Genomic DNA, 25393 nt, shown 5'->3' on the forward strand with positions numbered 1-25393 from the left:
GTTTCAATTCATTGATTGGATTCTAATAAGAAGGGAGCAAAAGTCCTTTGGAAAAATAAAGTACTTCTGCATTTGTGTGGATTAACGTGGGTGGTTAATCTGATATATGGTACTGCTCTGGTAGTTAGTGCTTTGTCTGGCATGTTAATGACGTTTTCTATCTATTATGTGATGTACCTTTTTGGCTACATGCTATTGATGGCTTTTGACGGTGTTTTCAGTGTCTATTTTCACACCGTCAGAAGTCAGATAATTCCTCAAGAACATCTTGGAAAAACAACTGGCTTAATTGGATTAATAAATATGTCCTCTGTCCCAGTTTCATAAACGCATTCCCAACGACAATGGTACTTCTCACTGCTGTGAATCTTGTACAATAATTGTTGTTTTTCCCAGTCTTAATGAAATATCTCGAAAAAACACTTCAATGCCATTATTTCCATAGATAAACCACCAAAGAAAAACAGAATACAACTTGGTAAGACAACTCCTACCAAGAAAATATATATCTTATTGTTTTTATTATATAAATAATAAATATCACTCAGTATCTCGTAAGAGTACTCCTGCCATTTTCAAAAAAGTCAAAAATGCTAGTGCACTTCATTTTTAGATGAATTTAAAGTCGATTTAGTAGAAAAGGTAATAGTAAATAATATTTTTAATGAAAATATAGTAGATCATCCGAAACAACCCACCAAAACATTAGAATAATTTTACATAAGTTAAACTAATAAGATTTTATTAAAAAACAAAACAATTTATACCAAACTGTCTAGTTTAGATTTATAATCCATATGGATAGGATAAAGTAGGATTAAATTTTGGATATGTAATGCTTTTGAAACATTAATTCTGGACAACTTGGTGATACTTGAATGACATCAAGTAACATTTTTCCACCATTAATATTATGGTAACGTAACAAAATGTGTGAATAACAAAAAAAAATCATATATTATAATTACTTAATTATAATAATTCGTAGTATGTAATGAAATTTGACTTAGGTTAAATTATGTAGGATTATGTTTACAGTTTGGTATATTTTGTCCAGTTTATAACCGTAGGAAAATCATCAACAAGAATGGAATATATCAATAAATACAAGGTTAGATAAAAATTTACTAATTTCTGCATATTTGTATTAATTAATCAATTAAAAACAATTAAAAATCAACATGATAAATTAATTTAAATACACAAAATTCCATAAGATAGAAATTAGAAATATATTGGTTATTTTTCATGCAAGGAGAATAGAAGCTCTGTTTAAGCCGCATCGGTAACTCAACCGAAAAAATAGGCAGAGGTAGCCATAAAAACAAGGATTACAGAAATAAGACGAATGTCAGAAAACAAAAACGGCAAATCAGGTGGTAACAATAGGCATACCGTGAACGGCAGCGAATCCGTCAAGGCAGGCTCTATTTTACGAGCAACTGGCGGAGCAGAAATCAAATTCATTTTAAGCTCCGACAACTTTCCTTGATGACGCCATAACTTACTAATTTTAAAAGGATGAGATATGGAAGATGCAAACCTATTAGTCGGAAGTCGTATTCAGAACAAAAGAAAAGAGCAGAGTATTACCGCTACAGCATTAGCAAAGCGAATTGGACTCAGCCAACAGCAACTTTCACGTTACGAAACGGGAAAGAATCGGATCAACATCACCCATCTTGTTAAAATTTCCTGGATATTAAATACGCCGATTGAATGGTTTTTCGAAGATTGCACACCAGACAAGAAAGAGGACAATACTGTTAATAAAATTACGGATCAATATATTCCCATTGCCGAGACAATTATAGGCAAAGATGGTTGTTAAATGAGGCAAGATAAATCCGTCAGGAGCCTGTTGTGTACTGGTTTCAATTATCCCATTCAGGCTTCTGACTCTTGTCATACGACTCTATTTATATTGCGGCATTTCATTATCGAATGTGGTCAACTATATCAGCAATAAATCGCTTAATGGTTATCAACTCTTCCGGTGAATAATTTTCCAATATTTGCAACCATCTTGCTTCTGCTTGCTGATGTAGCTTTTCATGAGTAGCAAAGATTTGTTTCCCTTCGTCAGTGAGGCTGAAATAGGTCTCTTTCTGGTTATCTACCATTTTCAGTTTTTCAACAATAGAGCGCTGAAGCAGTTTTGCACAGATCTTCGAGATTGCACCCTTAGTCATTCCCAGCGCTTGGCTGATACTTGTGATATTTAATAATACCGATTTTCCTATACACTGGATCACATGTAATTCAGACAATGAATAGCCACTGAGCCCATATTCGCTGAGTGTCTTTTCATTACTCCTTCCCTTAGTACCATCTCTTAGATGTATCAAGTGATTAACTACGGCAAGAATCTCACGTTGGTGAACTATACTGCTACTCATTTACGACTTTTCCAAAATAATATTTCCAAGGAAAATATTTTTGGCATCATAACAAAAAAAGAAGAAAAAGATCTTTACAAAATCTCCCCATTTATTAATCTCAAAAATTGTTTCCCAGGAAACAATATGGAGAAAAAAGATGAATAGATGTAATTCAGTTCATAATGTAAAAGTGATCTTCTACCTAGTATGCTTCAGTTCCTTATTAGGCTCTCTCGCACAAAATATCTATGCTCCTATTATTCCTACCATACAGGAACTATTCAATGCGCCCCTGCCTCTAGTAAACCTGACTGTATCAGCATTTACATTTGTTTTAGCTATTATGCAAATCGTGTATGGTCCATTAGCGGACAGTAAAGGCCGCAAAGCTATTTTACTTCCTGCTCTGACTATTGCCGTTATTGGCTCTGTTGGTTGTGCGATGGCTTCCGATATTTATTGGCTGATTGCCTTTCGAATAGTTCAGGCTATTGGGATTGCCGCTATTCCTGTTATTGCAGCAACAATTATTGGCGATCTGTATGAAGAGCAATATCGTGCCAAAGCCATCAGTACTTCTCAGATGTTGTTAACACTGACACCTGCTTTGGGACCATTGCTCGGTGGCTATTTAGCCGAATTAAACGGATATGTTGCAATTTTCCAATTTATTGCTGTTATCGGTGGACTAATACTTATCAGCAACTTGCTATGGTTGCCCGAAACCAAGCCAGAAAATAAGCCAAAACAGCCAACAAGTGCCAAAAAGGTGTTCTTGCAATTCGGTCAAATTTTGTCAGATCGCATCGCACAATCCGTTTTCTGTATTGGTTTTATGCTGTTCTATTGTTATTTCTGTTTTTTGACTTTTTTACCCATCATCTTAAATCATGAATATGATTTCAGTCCTGCCGATATTGGTTGGATGTACATTCCCATATCATTGGCAATGATTGTTGGCAGCTATAGCTATCGTTTACTCCATCATCGGTTATCCCAGATAAATGGCCTGATTGTTAGCAGCTTGCTAAATCTGGTTTTAGTCCTGTTGTTTTCCATTACATATCAATTCGGCATTCCTACGTTAATCATTGTCATAGCTTTATACGGTTTTACTCTGGGGATATCGACACCTACACATGCCGCTCTACTGCTAGCAACATTTGCAGAAGAACGAGCAACTGTAATTGGACTGTATAATTTTATTCGATTTATGGGAATGGCTATTGGCCCAATGGTTGGTAGTTTCTTGTTATTCAATAACCGCTATGAATGGGTATTTTTAATGGGAGCATTGTTATTTGCTGTATCTATCGGTTTCACTGTCATCATGGTTCAACGACACAGTAAGCAGCGATAACTGCCCATAAAACAAGGAAGCAAACTACAAAATGAAAAAAGCTAAAAAAACAATGTAGCAGTTAATGGGAAATAGCCCAAATTGCTGCAATATTCCGTGCTGTGACCTGCAAATTATCGGCGCCATTGGCAAGGGCATCTGCAAGAGAACAAGCTTCCGGTATGATAGAAAAGACCGCATCCAGCCCATGTTGATGCACAACATGATAATCTCGGCTCATTCCCCCAACTAACGCAATGGTGGGAATGCCAGACTTTTTCGCAACGCGGGCAACACCAATGGGAGTTTTACCGTGTATGGTCTGGCTATCCAGACGACCCTCACCCGTAATGACCAGATCCGCACCCTGAATAGCTGCTTCTAGTTTCAAGGTTTCAATAACAATTTCAATACCTGACTGTAATCTTGCCCCCAGACATCCCAATAAGGATGCGCCCATCCCTCCAGCCGCGCCAGCACCAGCAGCATCAATCACGCTTTTTCCCGTAAGGGATTCTATTTTCATACCATAATGACGCAATGCAGAGTCTAACGATTTAACCATCTCCGGTGTCGCGCCTTTTTGTGGACCGAACACCGCTGATGCTCCCTGTTCACCACATAATGGATTATTTACATCACAAGCCACGATAAGTTCAACTTGCCTGAGACGTGGATCAAGGTTCGTTAAGTCAATACCTTCTAGTCGGGTTAATGCCGCACCGCCGAATGGCAAAATACGACTATCACCATCTAATAAATTCGCACCAAGTGCCTGCATCATACCTGCACCACCATCGTTGGTTGCACTGCCTCCAATGCCTAAAATCAGTTTGTGTACCCCTTGTTCCAGCGCAGCCAGAATCAATTCCCCCGTTCCATAACTCGTCGTTATCAAAGGATTACGCTGTTCCATTGGCACCAAGTGCAAACCAGAGGCGGCAGCCATTTCAATCACTGCGGTTTTTCCATCGCCAAGCAGACCAAAAAATGCCTTAACAGGTTGCCCCAAAGGATCAGTGACAGTACACACGATACGTTTTCCTCCAGTTGCAGCCACCAGTGATTCTACTGTCCCTTCTCCGCCATCCGCCATGGGCAGCTTGATATAGTCTGCTTGTGGATAAATTTCCTTAAATCCCTGCTCTATTGCCTGCGCCACCTGCAAGGCACTCAAGCTTTCCTTAAATGAATCAGGGGCAATCACAATTTTCATAATGGAATTTCCTCGGCTCTTTGACGCTGATTACTATTTTACTGCTTATTTTGCGCACATAAAAAAAGCGATAAATAAATTATCGCTTTTTAATCCAGCAAGTTTTGCTCAACTAAGAAATTACGCTTCAATCGCCAGTCGTAATTTCTTCATGGCATTTTTTTCTAGCTGCCGAACACGTTCAGCAGATACACCATATTTATCTGCCAATTCTTGCAAGGTGGTTTTATTGTCATCATCCAACCAACGAGAACGAATGATGTCTTGGCTACGTTCGTCCAACCCTTCCATCGCCACAGAAAGTTTATCCGCAGCGTGGGTTTCCCAGTTATCTTCTTCAATGCCATCGGCAAAGTCAGAAGCCTTGTCTTGCAAATACAGCACTGGAGCTACTGGATGACTATCATGATTGTCATCATCAGAGGACATATCAAATGCCATATCCTGCGCTGACATACGGGATTCCATCTCTCGGACATCTTTACTGGTCACGCCCAATTCTTTGGCAACCAGTTCAATTTCATCCTGATTGAACCACCCCAGACGTTGTTTAGCCTTACGCAAATTAAAGAACAGTTTACGCTGAGCTTTTGTCGTTGCGACTTTCACAATACGCCAATTACGCAATACATATTCATGGATTTCTGCCTTAATCCAGTGAACAGCAAAAGAAACTAAACGTACGCCTACTTCTGGATTAAATCGACGAACCGCTTTCATCAGGCCGATATTACCTTCCTGAATTAAATCCGCTTGCGGCAGACCATAACCGGCATAACTGCGGGCAACATGAACAACGAAGCGCAAGTGAGAAAGAATCAGCTTTTTCGCTGCATCCAGATCTCCCTGGTAATGCAGCCTTTCTGCCAGTTCCTTCTCTTCCTCAGCAGAAAGCATAGGATAAGCATTGGAGGCACGGATGTACCCTTCCAAACTACCTTGTGGAACTAATGCCAAAGTTTGCATTTCTTTTGTCATTCAAATTCTCTCAAAATTAGATCCAAATTGATGGCCTTCAGGTTTGCCTGAGTTAAACAATAAGGTTTATTCAAGCTGAAGGTGTGCTTATTTTACCACCGTAGAGATCATATTCAAATCGTCTCAGTTGCGTGAATGTCAATACAAAACCATAACTGTGACTTTGGCAACAATTAACCCCAAAAGTTCATTTGCAAGCCCTGAAAACACCTTTATTCCGGCCTAAAACGACGTAAATGCTGAATTGTTGCAAACCACGCAGCAATCCAACCAATCATACCCGAAATAAGCACTAATAAGAGCGATTCATCCAACTCCAAACCATGCAGTATAAAGCTTGTTCCGAAAATACTTGCCACTTCTGTGACTACATTGGAAAGTTTCCACACCAGTAAAGAAGAAAGGATCAGAGAGAATATTGCCCCCAAAATCCCCAATAAGGCTCCACCATTGAGGAAAGGACGCAAAATAAAACCATCCGTTGCCCCAATCAGCTTCATGACGTTAATTGTCTCACGACGGCTAAAGATGCTCAGCCGGACACTATTACCAATGACCAAAAGCAGCGCAACTACCATCAAGATACCTATCACGGCAGCAATTCTGCCAACAAGGTCAGCCAATGCGGTCAAGCGGGCAAACCAACTATCATCCATCCTGACTTCTTCAATGCCTTTAATCTGCGCAACTTGATCTCGCAACGTTGTTAGCGCCTGAGAGTCTTGGAAATTCAATTTAGGAGAGACTATAGCGACTGCCGGCAGAGGGTTTTCCTCCAGCAGATCCAATGCACTGGCAAAACCTGACCATGCACGGAATTCGTTCACGGCTTCTTCACGGGAAAGGTAATTTACCGATTTTACGCCATCCATGCCTTTCAACTGATCAATTACCTGTTTGGCGCTATTGTCATTTAGTGACTTATCCAAATAGACCGTGAGTTGTGGAATGGGATACCATTGCATCACTGCTTGATTGACGTTTTTCCAAACGATATAAAACACACTTGGCAAGGTCAGCGAAATAGCTATCACCATCACAGTCAGCAACGTTGCCAGTGGTTGGCGGAACATATCGGAGAGAGTACTTTTCCACGCATAACGCCACTGTACACGCCATCCTCCTTTTAATGACTTGGATTTTGGGGACTGTGTTTTTTTCGCTGAATGACGGACATGCTTAGCCATGATGTCCTCCTTGCATACGTCCCTGATTCAGGGTCAAGATACGATAATGTCTTCGTTCAATGAGGGCTGTATCATGGGTAGCCATCAGAACCGTTACGCCAACTCGGTTAAATTCTTCAAACAGACGCATGATCCCCTCTGATAATGCCCCATCCAAATTTCCCGTCGGCTCATCTGCCAACAATACTGTTGGCTTATTTACTACTGCGCGGGCGATACCTACACGCTGTTGCTCTCCTCCAGAAAGCTGAATGGGGAAATTTTTCGCTTTGTCCAGTAAGCCGACCTTATCCAACGCCGCAGATACCCGTCGACGAATGTCTTCAGCACTTGCTCCTGAGATGATCAGCGGCATAGCGACGTTTTCATATACGGTGCGATCCAAAAGCAGATGATGATCCTGAAAAATCATGCCGATCTGACGGCGTAGAAATGGAATTTCCCTGGATTTTAGTCGGCTGATGTCATGACCAGAAAACCAAATATGGCCTGCGCTGGGGCGTTCGATACCACAGATAAGTTTCAAAAGTGTACTTTTACCAGCCCCTGAGTGACCGGTTAAAAATGCCATTTCTCCTGGAAGTAGATGAAAATCCACCCCTTGCAGCGCCTGCCGCCCTCCCAGATAGGCTTTACTGACCTGTTCAAAGCGAATCATTGATAGTTAATCCTCTCGGGCAAAAAGAGCCTCAATAAAATCATCTGCCTTAAATGGACGGAGATCTTCAATGCCTTCACCCACACCGATGTAGCGGATTGGGATCTCAAATTGGTCAGCAATCGCGAAGATAACTCCGCCTTTCGCAGTACCATCCAGTTTTGTCAGTGAAATACCCGTCAAACCCACAGCTTCATGGAATAGTTTAGCCTGACTTACTGCATTTTGACCTGTGCTTGCGTCCAGAGTCAGCATAATTTCATGAGGTGCATCTTCGTCCAGTTTTTTCATTACTCGAACGATTTTTTTCAGCTCTTCCATTAAGTGAGATTTGTTCTGCAAGCGCCCTGCGGTATCTGCAATCAGGACATCAATACCTTTAGCCTTGGCTGACTGGATGGCGTCAAAAATCACTGACGCTGAATCTGCCCCCGTATGTTGGGAAATCACAGGGATTTTGTTGCGTTCTCCCCAAACCTGTAACTGCTCTACTGCGGCTGCACGGAAGGTATCCCCAGCCGCCAACATGACGGATTTACCTTGAGAGTGATATTGGCGCGCTAACTTTCCAATCGTGGTCGTTTTACCAACACCATTCACTCCCACCATCAGAATGACATAAGGTAATTTGCCTTCGATCTCTAGCGGTTTATCAACTTTCGCCAGAATGGCTGACATCTCTTCTTTCAGTTTAGAATAAAGCGCTTCCGCATCTTTCAACTCTTTACGGCTGGCATGGTCTGTCAGGTTAGTAATGATCTTACGGGTAGTTTCAACGCCCACATCTGCAATCAGTAACTGCTCTTCCAGCTCTTCAAACAGATCATCATCAATTTTCTTGCCGCGGAATAGTCCCAAGAAGCCGGAACCAAGATTTTGACGAGTTTTAACTAAGCTGCGTTTCAGACGAGCAAAGAATCCTTCTTTGGTTGGCCGTTCTTGTTCCTTAGGTAACACCTGTTCTTCTGCCTGACGAGCTAATTCTTCTGCTAGACGTTGTTGCTCTGCTTCTTCTGCTGCGCGACGAGCGGCTTCCTCCGCCAAACGCTGCTGTTCTGCTTCTTCTGCCGCACGACGAACGGCTTCTTCCGCCAAACGCTGCTGTTCCGCCTCTTCTGCTGCGCGACGAGCGGTTTCCTCCGCCAAACGCTGCTGTTCTGCTTCTTCTGCCGCACGACGAGCGGCTTCTTTCTCTAAACGTTGCTGCTCCGCTTCTTCTGCTGCGCGACGAGCGGTTTCCTCCGCCAAACGCTGCTGTTCCGCCTCTTCTGCCGCACGATGGGCGGCTTCTTCCGCCAAACGTTGCTGTTCTGCTTCTTCTGCCGCACGACGAGCGGCTTCTTCCGCCAAACGCTGCTGTTCTGCTTCTTCTGCCGCACGATGGGTGGCTTCTTCCGCCAAACGTTGCTGCTCCGCTTCTTCTGCCGCGCGATGAGCGGCTTCTTCCGCCAAACGCTGCTGTTCTGCTTCTTCTGCCGCACGATGGGCAGCTTCTTCCGCCAAACGTTGCTGCTCCGCTTCTTCTGCCGCGCGATGGGTGGCTTCTTCCGCCAAACGTTGCTGTTCTGCTTCTTCTGCCGCACGACGAGCGGCTTCTTCCGCAGCTACTCTTTCTTGTTCAGCTTGTTCCTCTTGCTGTTTCTTATCTTGACGACCAAGTCCAAACCAAGAGAAGAAACCTCTTTTTTTCTCTTTTGCCATCGGCCACTATACTCCTCGCGGTTAAGTTAGATATGTGCTGTTATATCTACTGAGATAGGTTCTAACAGTAATGAATCCAGTCTAACATTTTCATCACACCACAACACATATCTATAGAGAATTTCGTGGTAAATTAATCAATGGATATCTTCGTTTTCACTCACTTTTTGTCTCCGCCAGATATTATTTAGCAGCGTAGGATGACAAACATTTAAATTATGTAAATTATGACTAAAAAACCACAGCGTGCGTCTTTGGGACAAATCCGCATTATTGGCGGAAAATGGCGCGGGAGAAAATTGCCGGTTCCTGATAGTGATGGCCTGCGTCCAACAACAGATCGTGTCCGCGAGACACTTTTTAATTGGCTTATGCCAAGGATTCAAGGGGCTCGTTGCCTGGATTGTTTTTCAGGGAGCGGAGCACTAGGGTTAGAAGCTTTATCACGTTATGCAAGTCACGCTACCTTAATTGAATACGATCGCAATGTAGCGAAACAACTATCGGCTAACTTAGCCTTACTAAAAGCTGAAAATGCCAATGTGGTGCAAAGTAATGCACTACAATACCTTAACGGCACCGGAACACCGTTTGATGTGGTTTTCCTCGATCCTCCATTCCGCAAGGGGATGTTGACTGAAACAATCAATTTATTGGAATCCAATGGCTGGCTAGCAAAAGAAAGCTGGATTTATGTTGAGGCAGAAACAGAATCTGCTGCGACAGAAGTTCCCCCAAACTGGCAACTGCATCGGGAAAAAACCGCCGGACAAGTTGCTTATCGGTTATATATTCGCCACCAATAATCTGGTGTCGGAACGGCTTAAACACGATTTTGGAGTCGATGATGTTTATTCAATTAGGAAGAGGGATCATGATCTTAGTTTGGGGTATCATGATCTTCAATTTGTTTCACCCATTCCCTAAGCCATTGAGATATTTTATGGATATTGCAATGGTATTTACGGTAATCATGCATGCTTTTCAGTTACTGATGCTGAAAAACTCTCAGCCTAAAGATCAAAAGCTGTCTGGTTTTCTCCAGACCAAAATCTTCTTTTTCGGCGTCTTTGAATTATTGGCTTGGCAGAAGAAACAACAAAAAGAGAAACAACGGGAGAGAAAATAACTTCACATACTCAGTGACTCATCTTATTTTCTTCCTTCGTCAATGAGTAATTAACGTAATTACTCATTGACGTTCTTTGCTTTTGATAATAAAACGTTAATTGTTCGTTAATAACGAATTAATATCGATAAATCAAGATGCTCTTCGTACCAACCTCTCATAAATAAAATTGCCTGACAAAACAGGCGTTGAACTTTAAGGAAAGGAAAAATATGAGTTGGCCATTTCTTGCTGTGTTTTTCTCTGGGTGGTTATATATTGATGCCGCCTATCGTGGCACCAACTGGCAGCAATGGGTTTTCCGCCCCGTCACTATGCTGCTTCTATTATTATGGGCCTACCAGGCACCCAATCTTGAGGTTTCAGGTTACCTTATCATTGCGGGCCTTCTTACTGCCCTGCTCTCTGATGCGCTCCGCATGCTCCCTGGTAAGTATTTACTGTTCTCATTCATTGCGTTGTTCCTGAGTTACCTGTTATACACCATTAGTTTTGCCTTACATATGAGTTTCAGTTTCTTCTTCCCGCTGCCTTTGATCCTGCTGGTCATTGGCATTGTGGTCATACTGACAGTCTGGACTCGTCTGGATAATATGCGTTGGCGGGTGGTAGATAGCTTCGTGATGGCACTATTGATGGTTTGGGTTGCCGGAGAACAATATTTTTCCCTCAGCAACGACAGCCGATTCTCTGTCATCGCTGGCGCGATCCTGCTACTCCTTGCACACAGTATCAATATCATTGCTCAATATCGTTTCCCTTTTAAACTATCAAAAGCGATTGTTGCTACCTGTGGTTTTATCGGACACTTTTTGATTATTCGTTCACTATTCCTATGATAGCTTGCCCTTACTAACCAAGGGATTGAAGAGCAAATAACATTAAGAGGAAGGACATTGATAATGAGAACCTATTTTAAATAGCACAAATCATCAAAAGAATTCCTCTTATTGGATTTGACTCTGGAGTTTACTCCAAAGTGTAGAGTTAATGTTAATGATTAAAATTAGCTCTAATTAAGGGGTCGCCTATGTTATCCACGTCCAAAAAACATAAGCAATCACAGCACAATTCTTTATCTTTCCATAAAGATGAACATCAGAATATCGCCAATAATGTAAGTGGAGGACATTCACATCACGATCACAGCCACGAACATTCGCATAACTCTCCTGCGCCAAATCATAGCCATTCCTGTTGCTCTACTGGCACAGCGCATTCCCATGAAAATAGCAGCACACACTGTTCACACGATCATGCACATTCCATACAGGACAACTCTCTCACCGAATTAACAGCGAGACAGCGTTTTAATTGGACTATCCAAGGCATGGATTGCCCAAGCTGTGCAGGAAAGATCGAAAATGCCGTGAAAAAACTGCCAGAAGCCAAGCAAGTCAAGGTGTTGTTTACAACAGAGAAACTGGTTGTCGATGCTAATATTGATATTCGTGCTGCTGTTGAACAAGCGGTAAAACAGGCTGGCTTTAAAATCAAGGAGGCAAGTTCGGCATCTAAATTACCTCCAGCGGTCAATCACTGGAAGACTTTTTCCCCAATCTTGGTTCTGGCCATCTTAATGTTTGTCAGTTGGGGAATATCAAAAGTCAGTGCTCCCACAGGGCAGATCGCTTTCATCATCACTACACTAATTGGGTTATATCCGGTAGCAACCAAAGCCATCAAGCTGATCCGTTCTGGCACACCTTTCGCCATTGAAACTTTGATGAGTGTTGCTGCCATTGGTGCCTTATTTATTGATGCCACCGCAGAAGCGGCAATGGTTATTCTCCTGTTCAAGTTAGGGGAGATTCTGGAATCCTATGCCGCCGGACGCGCACGTCGTGGCGTCAGTGCCTTGATGGCATTAGTTCCTGAACAAGCCCTACTAATTAAGGATGGAAAAAAGGAAACCGTGCCAGCAGCAGATCTGCGTCCGGGGGATATCATTGAAATCGCCCCTGGTGCTCGCTTACCTACCGATGCCGAACTATTCAGTTCATTTGCCAGTTTTGATGAAAGTGCCCTTACCGGTGAATCAATTCCAGTTGAGCGGCAGCAAGGAGAGAAAGTCGCCGCTGGTTGTCTTTCTGTCGATAGCGCTGTACAGATGAAGGTGATCTCTGAGCCTGGTCATAGTGCCATTGACCGCATCCTGCAACTGATTGAAGAAGCAGAAGAGCGTCGTGCGCCGATTGAGCGTTTTATCGACCGATTCAGTCGCATCTACACTCCGCTGATTATCTTGTTCTCAGCATTGATGGTATTGATCCCACCACTGTTTTTTGCCGGCTCATGGGAAACTTGGATCTATCGTGGTCTGACTCTGTTGTTAATTGGTTGTCCTTGTGCCTTGGTCATCTCGACGCCTGCCGCAATTACTTCCGCACTGGCCGCTGCAACCCGTCGTGGTTCCCTAATCAAAGGTGGAGCGGCCTTGGAACAACTTGGTTCAGTGCACACAATTGCACTGGATAAAACCGGAACCTTGACCGAAGGAAAACCCCAGGTTACTGAAATTGAACCGGTGGAAAATATCAGTGCAGAAACCTTGCTGGCACTGGCTGGTGCCGTAGAAAGTGGCTCCCATCACCCACTGGCAAAAGCTATCCTGAATGCAGCAGAAAACAAAAATGTGACAATTGTTGAGGCTGAACATCGCAAGGCACTGGCTGGGATAGGGGTGGAAGGGCAATTATCGGGGCAAAGAATTCTCGTCGCAGCCCCTGGAAGATTGTCGGAAAATACCTTGTCCGCACAATGGAAACAGAGAGTCACTGAACTGGAAAACAGTGGAAAAACAGCGGTTGCTGTCACTCAGAATGGGCAATTTATGGGACTGATAGCAATGCAAGATACTTTACGTCAGGATGCCATAGACGCTATCCGTACCCTGAAAAAACAAGGTGTCGAGGCAATAATGTTGACAGGAGATAATCCCCGTGCCGCAGCAGCTATTGCGAATCGGCTGGGCATTGATTATCGCGCAGGATTGTTGCCTGAAGATAAAGTGAAAGCGGTCACAGAATTGAACCAAAAACACCGCACCATGATGGTCGGCGATGGCATCAATGATGCCCCAGCCATGAAAGCCGCCAGTATTGGTGTTGCTATGGGCAGTGGTACTGATGTTGCGCTGGAAACAGCCGATGCCGCTCTGACGCATAATCGACTGACTGGTTTACCTGAAATTATCGCTTTGTCTCGAACAACCCATTATAACATCCGTCAAAATATCACCATTGCATTAGGATTGAAGGCGATATTTCTTATCACGAGCCTATTGGGTATTACTGGGCTATGGATGGCAGTCCTGGCCGATTCGGGAGCTACGGCTTTGGTAACAGCAAATGCAGTGCGGCTGCTTAGGAGCAAATCACAGTAGCAATAAATGGAACATTAACCTAAAAAGAAAATAACAAATCGAAAAGGTGCATGTTAATACTCTGCACCTTTTCAAAATCATAATTAATTAAAAAGATTGCTATTAAGGAAAAAGAAATATGGCATCTAGCGAGGTGATAATTGACCAAATGCCACATTTAGAGCCTAGCACAGTCCATTTTTTCTGCCAGTTAATAATATAATCTTTTCTCAATTAAACAGAATATTCGCTTTTTTTGAGCAGGTATCGATAAGGAGTTTGCGCTGTTTCTTGGGCGATCAGCGCATGATCCATAAAGCGACAGAACCCTGGAATATCTCGGGTTGTTGCCGGATCATCCGCAATGATCAACAACGTCTGACCAGCAGTCATATGACGGACTGTCTTGCGCACCATCATTACTGGTTCCGGACAACGTAATCCCAACGTATCAAGTGTCTTGTCAGGATTAGCAAAAACATCGGACATAACAATCTCTGTAGGTTCAAACAATCTATGGCAATGGATTATATTACAAAATATCGTCAACTGCTGTACTTTACTTTTATTACGTAATAAACGTATGATCCGGCAACCTAAGCTCAGGTACATTATTTTTTTGGGTTCCCTCACCCCATTCACCAAAAAGGTACAATATGCTGCAATTGACTGCACAACAGCGAGCCACTGCATTGATTTGGCTTTCGCTTTTTCACATTTTGATCATTACTTCCAGTAACTATCTGGTGCAATTACCCGTCTCCATTTTTGGTTTTCACACCACTTGGGGAGCATTTACATTTCCCTTTATCTTTTTGGCAACTGACCTGACTGTACGTATTTATGGTGCGCCATTGGCTCGACGGATCATTATTTCCGTTATGCTGCCAGCATTGCTGATCTCTTACCTGATTTCAGCTCTATTTTTCCAGGGAACCTGGCAGGGATTCGGTATATTGGGAACCTTTAATGTGTTTGTCGCCCGCATTGCCGCAGCTAGCTTTATGGCCTATGTGCTCGGTCAGATATTGGATGTTGGTGTCTTCAATCGTCTTCGCCAGAAACGCCGCTGGTGGATAGCGCCAGCTACCGCCATGTTTTTTGGTAATATGTTAGATACACTGGCCTTTTTCTTTATCGCCTTTTACCGCAGCACGGATGCATTTATGGCAACCCACTGGGTAGAAATTGCGTTAGTGGATTATGCTTTCAAACTGTTTATTTGCATGCTGTTCTTCCTGCCAGCTTATGGCATTCTGTTAAATTTGATCCTGAAATATTTTTTCGCTCAAACAGAAGTTAAAACTCTGGTCAAGGCCAACTAAAAAATGGCACCCTGATTGAATTAATCAGGGTGCCAGGTGTCAATTGTTCCGCCAGTATTTCCTCTCAAATCACTCATTTCCTGCTTTTGCTCATAACTTCTCTGTTATTTTGCCGTATAGTGTGGATGGGCAGTTCGTAACCTGCCCTATACCTGTATTGTGACACTCTATGCCTAGTTTCCAGTAAAGAAGGAATATTTCTTATGCTGAAAGTGATCCAGTCTCCATCCAAATATATCCAAGGGCCAGGTGCGTTATCTCACATTGGTCGATACACTAAAATGCTTGCCGACCACGTCTTCGTGATTGCCGATAATTTCGTGATGAACCTTATTGGAGATACCGTCAGCAAGAGTTTAGAAGAACACGAAGTGACTAGCCATTTCGAACTTTTCAATGGTGAGTGCAGCCGTAATGAGATCTATCGCTTGTCTGCCATTTTGTTGGAACAGCAATGTCAGGCTGTCATCGGGATCGGGGGAGGAAAAACGATTGATACTGCCAAGGCTGTTGCATACGAATCCCAAATACCCGTAATTATTTCTCCTACCCTTGCTTCAACCGATGCACCGACCAGTGCCCTTTCTGTTCTTTATACTGAACTCGGTGAATTCGACAGCTATCTGTTCTATCCACAAAACCCAAATATCGTGCTAATGGATACTAATGTCATTGCCAAAGCACCAGTTCGCCTGCTTGTCGCAGGTATGGGGGATGCACTCGCCACCTATTTTGAGGCACGAGCCAACAGTACAGCCCACAAACCAACCATGGCCGGCGGTGCGACATCCACCACAGGTTTGGCGTTAGCAAAACTGTGTTATGAAACTTTGCTGGCGGAAGGTTACAAAGCAAAACTGGCGGTAGAAGCAGGCGTCAGTACACCAGCAGTTGAAAATATTGTGGAAGCCAATACCTATCTCAGTGGCATTGGTTTTGAAAGTGCGGGATTGGCAGCGGCTCACGCTATCCACAATGGCTTTACCGTGCTGGAAGAGTGTCATCACCTCTACCACGGCGAAAAAGTCGCGTTTGGAACCCTGACACAATTGCTCTTAGAAAATAGCCCAAGTGAAGAGTTGGAAGCCGTGCTCGATTTCTGTGTACAGGTCGGGCTACCAGTCACACTGGAGCAATTGGGCTTACGTGATAATGAGAAACTGCATCAAAAAATCATGCAAGTCGCTATTGCAAGTTGTGCCGAGGGTGAAACCATTCACAATATGCCATTTGTTGTGACACCAGAACAAGTTTACGCTGCAATTTTGGCCGCAGACCAAGTGGGCAAAGATTGGTTGTATTAAGTGATTGCGAAATGGAATAAGGCAGAAATAAGATGGGCATGAACCCGCAGGAACATGCCCATAATTTGATTAACGATGTCAGCCAGTGATATCTATTTTGTTGGCTCCTGCCAAATCTTAGCGATATAACTCAAGCATTCTTCTTTCGTTCCTGTTCTGCCGATTGCTATCCATCCCATCGGGATTTCATACTCAACTGGCCAGACTGAATACTGCTTTTTACCATTAATAACGATCATCCACTTCATAGCATCGTTTCCGGTTAACTGTTCCATGATACAACCTCCCTTTTGAAACGTTCTGAAAGGGTAGCCGGTAAGAATCCCGTACCGATCAGGTAACGCAATACCCGATGGACGTATTCAGCCGTAATTGTCGGGCAACGGATATGACTTCCCGCTAACCCTGCCAGCGTATTTTTCAGTTCCAATTCAGGGCGGCATTCATCAACATAAACCGGATCTAGTGCACGATAAGGTCTTTCAGTCATATCTCTGATCAGTGGGATTAAGGGATACAATGGATGAGTATCATCTAGCGCCAGGATCTTATCTTTACCCTCATTCAATGGCACCGGATTGAGGATATAACCAAAATCTTGCACCCAACCGAAAAATTGCTGGGTAGAAACCTGCTGTGGGTTGAACAGATTAAAGAATTTCCCATTGGATGCCGGCTGTTTGGAGATATGCACCAGTGAAGCCGCCACATAATCAACCGGAACGATATCCAGCAATAGAGCATGGTCGGGATAAAAACCCATCGCCAAATAACCTTTCAAGGAGGCGATCAGATAATCATTAACCTGTACCGCTCCTGTAAGGGTATGTCCGAGGATCAACCCTGGCCGATAAATGCTAACGGGAACGCCCCTTTGACGGGCAATATTAATGATCCCTTCAGATACCCATTTACTTCCTGAATAACCGGAAGGATCACAAACCGACTCACTCATGGCACGATCATCTTCCATATAGGGGCGAGGCGACTGCGTGGCATACAGTGCGTTTACAGAAGAGACATAGTGAAAATGTTTCAAGCGCGCAGTACAGGCCAACTCCAATGCTGTTCGAGTACCGTCAACGTTGATGTTTTTCAGAGCACTATAAGGATAGATGAAATTAACCAACGCTCCGTTGTGGTAAATAACATCAACCTCTTCTGCCAGTTGCATCCATGACTCCGGTAACAAACCAAAACGCGGCTGGCCCAAATCACCGATGATAAAATCTACACGCTCAAGCCCATTACCTGCATCAATATGGTACTTTTTGAATCCTGATTTGATTCTTTCACGGGCATGTTCTGCATCAGATGCACGGCACAAGCAAATAATTCTGGCCGAGGTCTGTTTCAGCAACTGCTCCAGCAAGTGCAGCCCAAGATATCCGGTCGCGCCTGTCAGTAATACTTTATCTGGCTGATACCAATTGGCATGAGCTAACCCATCAGGACAAACCCTTTCTGTCAGATAAACATCATTCCTGAGCGTCTCAGCATGCTGACGAATTAACGCTTCACTATGGTATGTTCCTACAAGCTGAGCAGGGTTTGCCTGACGTTCAGCGATCATTTCATCCAGGATAGCGGCTATTCTGGCAACCGTCGGCTCAACATAGATTGCAGAAATCGGAACCCTCAGTGAAAACGCTTTTTCAATGTGCTCTACCATGCGGGCGACAAGGATAGAGTTTCCCCCGATTTGGAAGAAATCATCCGTGATACCGAATACATCCGTTCCCAGTAAACCACACCAAATTTCATAAACACGTTTTTCCGTTTCAATGCGCGGCTGTACTCTGTCATAGCTGGCATTTAATCGTTCCGCAACGTCTTCCAGTCGCTTTTTATCTCTTTTGCCACTGCTTGTCAGTGGAATATAGGGAATACGGTAATATTCAGTAGGTATCCAGGCTTCATGCAGCACTTCCCTGAGAGAGCGTTGAATTTTGCGAACCCAATCCTCCGGCACAACCAGGTTGGGATTGAACAGTATAAATGCCTGGAGCCTGGCAAAATCACCACTACCAGCGACTCGAATAATGGCATCCTGTACGCCATTTTGTTTTCTCAATGCAATTTCTATCTCACCTAACTCGATTCGATATCCCCGCACTTTCACCTGATCATCTTGCCTCCCCATATAAATGAAGGTGCCATCTTCAAGCATACGTGCCATATCTCCCGTCAAATAGGCTCTTTTACCTTTTCGGGTTATGTCAGGGACATATCTTTTAGCCGTTTCGATTGAGTTATTGCGATAGCCTGCGGTCACGCCCAATCCACCGACAAGAATTTCTCCTACAGTTCCTTTGGGAACTGGTCGCAGATATTGATCGACAATCGTGATACTGGTGCCTGGAATAGGGCCATCCAGTTGAACGTTATCGCCTTTTTTCATACAAAACGCCGTTGACCAGATGGTTGTTTCCGTTGGGCCATAGACGTTCCATAATGTGCCTCCGGTAGCTGTCAGTTGATCTGCCAGATCTTGTGACAATGCCTCCCCTCCGCAAAGCATGCCCATTTCCGGGCGAGGTTTCCATCCCGCATTCAAGGCCATTGACCAAGTAACCGGTGTTGCCTGGGCGAAAGTGAACTGCGGAGCTGACAGGGTTTCAGACAGCACCATCGCATCACGTTGGGTGTCGATTGAAGCGATGTAGATACTGCCACCATGCACTACGGTTAGCAGCAATTCCAGGACTGAGATATCAAAAGAGAACGTAGTCAATGCCAACATCTGGTCATGCTGGCGGATTGATAACAGCTTGCCAAATCCGCATAGGCAAGCAGCCAGATTGTCATGTTGAACTTGCACTGCTTTTGGCAACCCTGTAGAGCCAGAAGTGAACATCACATAAGCCGGATGATCACCCAACACAGGGATATCAATACGCTCTGCTGTTTCAGCTTTGGCTGTCCTCTTTAAAATAGTATTCATGGGAATTAATGTTGATGCTTTAAGCCCCGCCGAGACCGTATCATCAGACACCAAAATACTTTCCGGCAGACTAGCGAGAATATCGTTCAAGCGTTTTTCTGGCATCATGGTATTCAAGGGGATATACACTGCCCCAATTCTCCAAATAGCCTGCATGGTTATAAACCATGAAATACCTCGCTGGGCCGCAATGGCAACATTGCTACCCATTTTGGCACCGTAGTGAAGCAAAACATGTGCCGCATTCTCAATACGTTGATCCAATTGACCAAATGTCAGCGTTTCATGAGGATCAGAAACAGCTATCTCATTGGGTATACCTTTTGCCAACTTAGCTAACCGAGAAGGAACGTTCTTAAACCACGGTTCTAGTTCTGCTGTCATGTAACTGATATTACAATTAAACTCAGGTTCAACAGCAGAAGATTTTTTTTGCCCAGTAGTAAATGCTGTGTGTAATATTGCCTTGTGTGTGTAAGTATTCATAATGATGCTCTCATTCTGAGCCCCATTGGTTTCATCATTTTTTGTGATGAATAGAGGCATCAATGCTGGTAGTCGTGATCTTCCAATTTTTGTCTGCATTCAGTATTTTCAAATACCTTATGTTGACGTTAACTGGATCAGAAAAATAAATTGCAAAAAATTATTGCAAATTTAATAAATATATTAATTAGTATTAATTTGTAATCTTTTATTAATTAAATAATCAACTTAAACAAAGCCAATCATTATTTGGAAGACAGAGTGTATTACGCCTATACAATCTGCAACCAATTTCAATTAACATGTTGATATTATTATATTTTACCTCATAAAATAGTCACCCAACACTGCATAAAAACTGCGATCATGAACATGAATAACTATTTGTAGTAATATCCATCATTTTGAATTTTAATTTCAAACATTTTATTTATAACTGCGTTATAAAAAACGCAAAGCATGTAAATAAAAAATAAATCACATGAGAAAATGAGAATGTTATTTAAAACACTATTAGGCAAAGAATACACAACTGGTTAAAAGAATCAGACAGAAAGATACCAACAGTTATTTATTAAATAACTTTTATAATAGGGATGTTTGTGTGGGTTATATTTATCTGACTTTTTCATGATGACTACATCAGACATATTTCCCTAATAATAATGAGCTTTTATTTGGTCGAGAATGTATACAAACTTTAAACGTGCAAAAAATAAAAAATAAGCAAAAAGGCCGTTTATTGTGACACTTATCACACTAACATAAATAAATTGTATTCAAAAAAAGTGCTAAATCACTCAAAATTATCGACTTTGCGAAATTATATCTATATGTTAGCGACACCTCACAGTCATACAAGGTTGTTTTCAGCTAATATTAGCTTCGATATAGAAAATAAATAGCTAAAATTTTTCGTTTAACGCCATCATTGTTTGATGGTGGTGATTCGCTCATACAAAAGTCACGTGGAGACAAAAATATGTTAAGTATTTTCAAGCCGGCGCCTCATAAGGCGCGGTTGCCTGCGCAGGAAATAGATCCACTCTATCGTCGCTTGCGCTGGCAAATTTTTATAGGGATCTTCTTCGGATATGCAGCTTACTACCTGGTAAGAAAAAACTTTGCTCTCGCCATTCCTTCCTTGATAGAACAAGGCTTTTCTAAGGGAGATCTTGGCTTTGCCTTGTCAGGAATTTCAATTGCATACGGCTTCTCAAAATTCATCATGGGTTCCGTTTCCGACCGCTCGAATCCACGTGTTTTCCTGCCTGCGGGTTTGATACTGGCGGCTGTAGTGATGTTGATTATGGGCTTTGTGCCATGGGCCACTTCCAGCATCGCTATCATGTTTTCTCTGCTGTTCCTCTGCGGCTGGTTCCAGGGCATGGGTTGGCCTCCTTGTGGACGTACTATGGTTCACTGGTGGTCACAGAAAGAGCGTGGTGGAATTGTTTCTGTCTGGAACTGTGCCCATAACGTTGGCGGAGGCGTGCCACCATTGCTGTTCATGTTGGGCATGGCTTGGTTCAATGACTGGAAGGCCGCGTTTTACATGCCAGCCTTTGCGGCTATCATCGTGGCAGTAATCGTTTTCGCTTTAATGCGCGATACACCACAATCCTGTGGCTTACCAGCTATCGAGGAGTATAAAAACGACTATCCACCCGATTATACGGAAAAAAACGAAAAAGAACTGACAGCAAAAGAAATTTTCATGCAGTACGTTTTGCCGAACAAATTGTTGTGGATGATCGCCGTTGCCAACGTATTCGTCTATTTACTGCGCTACGGTATTCTTGACTGGTCACCAACTTACTTAAAGGAAGTGAAAGACTTTACCATGGATAAGTCTTCTTGGGCTTACTTCCTGTATGAATACGCAGGTATTCCAGGTACGCTGCTATGTGGTTGGATGTCTGACAAAGTATTTAAAGGCAACCGTGGTGCCACTGGCGTATTCTTCATGACCCTTGTCACCATCGCCACCATCGTATTCTGGCTGAACCCAGAAGGTAACCCTGATATCGATATGCTCTGTATGCTGGTTATCGGCTTCCTGATTTACGGTCCAGTGATGCTAATCGGCCTGCATGCCCTGGAATTGGCTCCGAAAAAAGCAGCAGGAACAGCCGCCGGCTTTACCGGTCTGTTTGGCTACCTGGGGGGTTCAGTTGCGGCCAGTATCATCGTCGGCTATACCGTTGACTATTTCGGTTGGGACGGTGGCTTTATGGTTATGATCGGCGGTAGCATCCTCTCTGTTATTCTATTGTTGTTTGTTATGCTAAGTGAAAGCAAACATAAACAGGAAATTGCTCGTCAAGGCTAGTGATTAACTGAAAGACGCTGATTAAACCCCTATCAATCGCAGTACAACTTTATTGTACTGCGATTCCATAGGTTATAGAACAATGAAGTATATATGCATCGTTAAATACGTTGCTTACTTTTACTTGTGAATATCTTCTTCATATCCATACTGTATTAACAATCTTTTGATTTAATACTTTCCAGATGTCCAATCTTAATCGCAAGAATTACTGGTATATTAAGATTACTACGTAATCCATATTTTACACACTCTATTCTCATATTATATAAACTAATGTTTTTCCAATAACTCATTAATTAGTAATAAAAAACCCATTCTATATTATAGTTCATTTAATAACAGCTAAAATAAGATGGGATATAAAAAGAACTTAGAGAAAATTTTTTATGTCATAAAACTGTGACATACTACTAATAAAGTTAATGTTCAGGATTGTGTTATGTCATTATTTTCTATAAAAAGCGATTTGAATGATCACCCTATTTCTCTGACTGCTGACGAACAATCAGTAAAACGGTAAGTAATATAATTTTTTGTTTAAGATTTTTATTAGAATAAATGGAGAACCCCAATGCAGACCCCTATTAAGGCAATTATAGCCGGTATTCTGTTAGCATCATCCATGTCAGGCATTGCACATGCAGCAGATAAGATCGTTATCGCCCATCGTGGCGCTAGTGGTTATTTGCCTGAACATACATTACCTGCCAAAGCAATGGCCTATGCACAAGGTGCGGATTATCTTGAGCAAGATCTGGTCATGACCAAAGATGACCAGCTTATTGTACTGCACGATCACTATCTTGATCGTGTAACGGATGTCGCAGAACGTTTTCCAGACCGCGCCCGCGCTGACGGTCGCTATTATGCCATCGACTTTACCCTGCCAGAAATTAAGTCACTGAAATTTACTGAAGGTTTTGATATCAAGGATGGCAAAAAAATCCAAAGCTATCCTGGACGTTTCCCAATGGGTAAATCAGATTTCCGCATCCATACCTTTCAGGAAGAGCTTGAGTTTATTCAAGGCCTGAATAAATCCACGGGCAAAGACATTGGCATTTATCCTGAAATTAAGGCACCGTGGTTCCATCGCCAAGAAGGCAAAGATATCACCAGCAAGGTTCTGGAAGTTCTGAAACAATATGGTTACACCAAAAAGAGCGATAAAGTTTATCTGCAATGTTTTGATGCCAATGAACTCAAGCGCATCAAAAATGAACTAGAACCGAAACTGGGAATGGATCTGAAACTGATTCAGCTTATTGCTTACACCGACTGGAAGGAAACGTACGAACAAAAACCAGATGGTACATGGCAGAATTATAGCTATGACTGGATGTTTAAACCTGGTGCGATGAAAGAAGTAGCAAAATATGCTGATGGAATTGGCCCTGATTACCATATGCTTATCGCCAGTGATTCTACGCCAAGCAACATTAAATTAACTGGCATGGTAAAAGAGGCTCACGCTAGTCATCTGGCGGTACACCCATATACCATTCGTATCGATCAATTGCCAAAATATGCCACCAGTGGCAATCAATTGTTTGATATCGTTTTCGACAAGGCTAATGTCGATGGGGCCTTCACAGATTTCCCTGATTTAGCAGTGAAGTTCCTGAGAAAACATCACGAACATAAATAATCAGTGTAAATAGCGTAAAAAAAGAAGGGCAGTCCTGAACTGCCCTATGACTAATTACATCAACTAAATGATTTTGTTACGAGATCCCCACAGGAAAAGCAATAACCTCACTAATCCGCTCAGCACCCAATGCCAGCATAATCAGGCGATCCACTCCTAATGCTACGCCAGCACAATCAGGCATTCCGTGAGTAAGGGCAGCAAGCAGGTATTCATCAATCGGCTGCACCGGCAAACCCATCTCTTCACGCTTACGGTTATCCTGCTCGAAACGAAGACGTTGTTCATTGCTGTCGGTCAGTTCTCGAAAGCCATTCGCCAACTCCATGCCTTTAAAATAGACTTCAAAACGCTCCGCAACACGGTGATCTTCCTTGCTGATTTCCGCCAATGCCGCTTGAGAGGCTGGGAAATGATAGATAAACGTTGGTTTTTCAATACCAATCTGAGTTTCTACACCCATGACAAAAAGTAGTTGCAATAAGGTATCCCGATCTTCTTCCTGATCGGCGATATTGCTGAGATCGAGTTTCGCCGCTACTTCACGCAATTTTTCTTTGCTTGCAGTAAGGGGATCAATATCCAGATATCGCATAAAAGCCTGTTGGTAAGAAAGCGATTCAGCACTTTCACAATCCAGGATCTGTTGCAACAGATCATCGACTTCATTCATCAGGCGATACATATCGTAGTGCGGACGATACCATTCCAGCATAGTGAACTCTGGATTATGATGACGACCCGCTTCCTCATTGCGGAAACTTTTCCCCATCTGATAAATAGAACCGCTGCCGGCTGCCAGCAGACGTTTCATGTGGTATTCAGGGCTAGTCATCAGGTACAGAGTCAAGCCATCCACCGCTCCCGGCCCAACGAACTGTGTCTGGAAAGGTACCAGATGAACGTCGGTGACAGTCGCCTGACTCATGGCAGGCGTTTCAACTTCCAACACACCTCGATCTGCGAAAAAGCGCCGTATTTCTGCCAAAATCTCTGCCCTTTTCAATAAATTGGCGATAGGGGCACTTGGCTGCCAATTCGCGTTTTCGTTCATATTCCTATGACTCCAAAATAAAACAAAACGCGCAGTTTACCTTCATCAAGCGTACCAGACAATTCATTGTCCTCAATTTCTTTATGCCCTTATTCTTTATACACTTAATTTTTTAATTTGCAGCCTTGTTAGCTATATTCGTTATCCATTTATTTATATTTAGAACATAGTGTTCATCTATAGTCAACCGTGGTTAAATCGAATGTTATTACAAAGTAAAAACACTATTATTTGTCAATCAAATAAATCAGAACCACCCGCATAGCGGGTGGTTTGCTCTAGCCCTATAAGGGCATGTTACCGACTGCGCCTAAATGACGCGGCTTTCTCTTCGTTCAAGCTAA

22 protein-coding genes are annotated in these 25393 nt (G+C 42.9%); 11 read left to right on the forward strand and 11 right to left on the reverse strand.

The genetic code is table 11. From position 1 onward, the window contains the following. Window positions 1-90 precede the first annotated feature (90 nt). A complete protein-coding gene (locus Xentx_RS19415; RefSeq protein WP_208607579.1) occupies window positions 91-327 on the forward strand; it encodes a hypothetical protein in 237 nt (78 codons plus the stop codon). Window positions 328-1290: 963 nt separating this feature from the next. On the opposite strand, the gene Xentx_RS19185 is transcribed toward Xentx_RS19415, so the two are convergent. Continuing rightward, window positions 1291-1467, reverse strand: a complete 177-nt coding sequence (locus Xentx_RS19185) for a hypothetical protein (protein WP_167366755.1) — start codon at window positions 1465-1467, stop codon at window positions 1291-1293. Window positions 1468-1528: 61 nt separating this feature from the next. Here Xentx_RS19185 and Xentx_RS12250 point away from each other — a divergent pair, with 61 nt between their 5' ends. Then, window positions 1529-1831, forward strand: coding sequence for a helix-turn-helix domain-containing protein (locus tag Xentx_RS12250; RefSeq protein ID WP_074020515.1), 303 nt, complete (start codon window positions 1529-1531; stop codon window positions 1829-1831). Window positions 1832-1937: 106 nt separating this feature from the next. Here Xentx_RS12250 and Xentx_RS12255 read toward each other — a convergent pair whose 3' ends face one another. After that, a complete protein-coding gene (locus tag Xentx_RS12255) occupies window positions 1938-2399 on the reverse strand; it encodes a MarR family transcriptional regulator (RefSeq protein WP_074020516.1) in 462 nt (153 codons plus the stop codon). Window positions 2400-2538: 139 nt separating this feature from the next. Here Xentx_RS12255 and Xentx_RS12260 point away from each other — a divergent pair, with 139 nt between their 5' ends. Further along, window positions 2539-3741, forward strand: coding sequence for an MFS transporter (locus Xentx_RS12260; protein ID WP_074020517.1), 1203 nt, complete (start codon window positions 2539-2541; stop codon window positions 3739-3741). A 61-nt stretch (window positions 3742-3802) separates the two neighbouring features. Here the strand turns inward: Xentx_RS12260 and Xentx_RS12265 are convergent, their stop codons facing one another. From Xentx_RS12265 to ftsY, 5 genes are all read right to left on the reverse strand, one after another. Further along, window positions 3803-4936, reverse strand: coding sequence for a glycerate kinase (locus Xentx_RS12265; RefSeq protein ID WP_074020518.1), 1134 nt, complete (start codon window positions 4934-4936; stop codon window positions 3803-3805). A gap of 120 nt (window positions 4937-5056) precedes the next feature. Next, window positions 5057-5914 (reverse strand): RNA polymerase sigma factor RpoH, encoded by an 858-nt coding sequence (gene rpoH / locus Xentx_RS12270; protein ID WP_074020519.1) that lies wholly within the window; start codon window positions 5912-5914, stop codon window positions 5057-5059. A 212-nt stretch (window positions 5915-6126) separates the two neighbouring features. After that, complete coding sequence (ftsX, locus tag Xentx_RS12275) at window positions 6127-7101, reverse strand: permease-like cell division protein FtsX (protein WP_074020520.1); 975 nt, start codon at window positions 7099-7101, stop codon at window positions 6127-6129. Continuing rightward, entirely contained in the window at window positions 7094-7759 is a 666-nt protein-coding gene (gene ftsE, locus Xentx_RS12280; protein ID WP_074020521.1) for a cell division ATP-binding protein FtsE, read from the reverse strand. Before ftsE ends, ftsX begins: the two co-directional genes overlap by 8 nt. Before the next feature lie 6 nt (window positions 7760-7765). Next, window positions 7766-9460 carry a signal recognition particle-docking protein FtsY gene (ftsY, locus tag Xentx_RS12285; RefSeq protein WP_074020522.1) on the reverse strand — a complete coding sequence of 565 codons (1695 nt, stop codon included), beginning with the start codon at window positions 9458-9460 and terminating at the stop codon, window positions 7766-7768. Between the two features lie 227 nt (window positions 9461-9687). Here ftsY and rsmD point away from each other — a divergent pair, with 227 nt between their 5' ends. The 4 genes from rsmD (at window position 9688) to Xentx_RS12305 (ending at window position 13974) form a co-directional block, all read left to right on the forward strand. Further along, window positions 9688-10266, forward strand: coding sequence for a 16S rRNA (guanine(966)-N(2))-methyltransferase (gene rsmD / locus Xentx_RS12290; RefSeq protein WP_074020523.1), 579 nt, complete (start codon window positions 9688-9690; stop codon window positions 10264-10266). A 41-nt stretch (window positions 10267-10307) separates the two neighbouring features. Continuing rightward, on the forward strand, window positions 10308-10589 hold the full coding sequence (locus Xentx_RS12295) for a DUF1145 family protein (protein WP_074020524.1): 282 nt from the start codon (window positions 10308-10310) through the stop codon (window positions 10587-10589). Window positions 10590-10801: 212 nt separating this feature from the next. Next, window positions 10802-11428 carry a lysoplasmalogenase gene (locus tag Xentx_RS12300; protein WP_074020525.1) on the forward strand — a complete coding sequence of 209 codons (627 nt, stop codon included), beginning with the start codon at window positions 10802-10804 and terminating at the stop codon, window positions 11426-11428. Window positions 11429-11619: 191 nt separating this feature from the next. Further along, complete coding sequence (locus Xentx_RS12305) at window positions 11620-13974, forward strand: zinc/cadmium/mercury/lead-transporting ATPase (protein ID WP_074020526.1); 2355 nt, start codon at window positions 11620-11622, stop codon at window positions 13972-13974. A gap of 213 nt (window positions 13975-14187) precedes the next feature. Here the strand turns inward: Xentx_RS12305 and tusA are convergent, their stop codons facing one another. After that, window positions 14188-14442, reverse strand: coding sequence for a sulfurtransferase TusA (gene tusA, locus Xentx_RS12310; RefSeq protein ID WP_074020545.1), 255 nt, complete (start codon window positions 14440-14442; stop codon window positions 14188-14190). Between the two features lie 167 nt (window positions 14443-14609). On the opposite strand from tusA, the gene Xentx_RS12315 reads away from it, so the two are divergent. Together Xentx_RS12315 and Xentx_RS12320 are read left to right on the forward strand one after the other, a co-directional pair. Further along, complete coding sequence (locus Xentx_RS12315) at window positions 14610-15278, forward strand: 7-cyano-7-deazaguanine/7-aminomethyl-7-deazaguanine transporter (protein ID WP_074020527.1); 669 nt, start codon at window positions 14610-14612, stop codon at window positions 15276-15278. Between the two features lie 203 nt (window positions 15279-15481). Continuing rightward, on the forward strand, window positions 15482-16582 hold the full coding sequence (locus Xentx_RS12320; protein WP_074020528.1) for a glycerol dehydrogenase: 1101 nt from the start codon (window positions 15482-15484) through the stop codon (window positions 16580-16582). Window positions 16583-16674: 92 nt separating this feature from the next. Here Xentx_RS12320 and Xentx_RS12325 read toward each other — a convergent pair whose 3' ends face one another. Together Xentx_RS12325 and Xentx_RS12330 are read right to left on the reverse strand one after the other, a co-directional pair. Beyond that, window positions 16675-16857, reverse strand: a complete 183-nt coding sequence (locus Xentx_RS12325; protein ID WP_074020529.1) for an MbtH family NRPS accessory protein — start codon at window positions 16855-16857, stop codon at window positions 16675-16677. Continuing rightward, complete coding sequence (locus Xentx_RS12330; protein WP_074020546.1) at window positions 16845-20012, reverse strand: thioester reductase domain-containing protein; 3168 nt, start codon at window positions 20010-20012, stop codon at window positions 16845-16847. The genes Xentx_RS12325 and Xentx_RS12330 overlap by 13 nt, the downstream gene beginning before the upstream one ends. Before the next feature lie 982 nt (window positions 20013-20994). Here Xentx_RS12330 and glpT point away from each other — a divergent pair. Together glpT and glpQ are read left to right on the forward strand one after the other, a co-directional pair. Next, window positions 20995-22344 (forward strand): glycerol-3-phosphate transporter, encoded by a 1350-nt coding sequence (glpT, locus tag Xentx_RS12335; RefSeq protein ID WP_074020530.1) that lies wholly within the window; start codon window positions 20995-20997, stop codon window positions 22342-22344. Window positions 22345-22918: 574 nt separating this feature from the next. Next, on the forward strand, window positions 22919-23995 hold the full coding sequence (gene glpQ, locus Xentx_RS12340) for a glycerophosphodiester phosphodiesterase (RefSeq protein ID WP_074020531.1): 1077 nt from the start codon (window positions 22919-22921) through the stop codon (window positions 23993-23995). 76 nt (window positions 23996-24071) lie between these two features. On the opposite strand, the gene epmA is transcribed toward glpQ, so the two are convergent. After that, window positions 24072-25049 (reverse strand): elongation factor P--(R)-beta-lysine ligase, encoded by a 978-nt coding sequence (epmA, locus tag Xentx_RS12345; protein ID WP_074020532.1) that lies wholly within the window; start codon window positions 25047-25049, stop codon window positions 24072-24074. Between the last annotated feature and the right edge of the window lie 344 nt (window positions 25050-25393).

Source organism: Xenorhabdus thuongxuanensis (assembly GCF_001908095.1).
Classification (GTDB): Bacteria; Pseudomonadota; Gammaproteobacteria; order Enterobacterales; family Enterobacteriaceae; genus Xenorhabdus; species Xenorhabdus thuongxuanensis.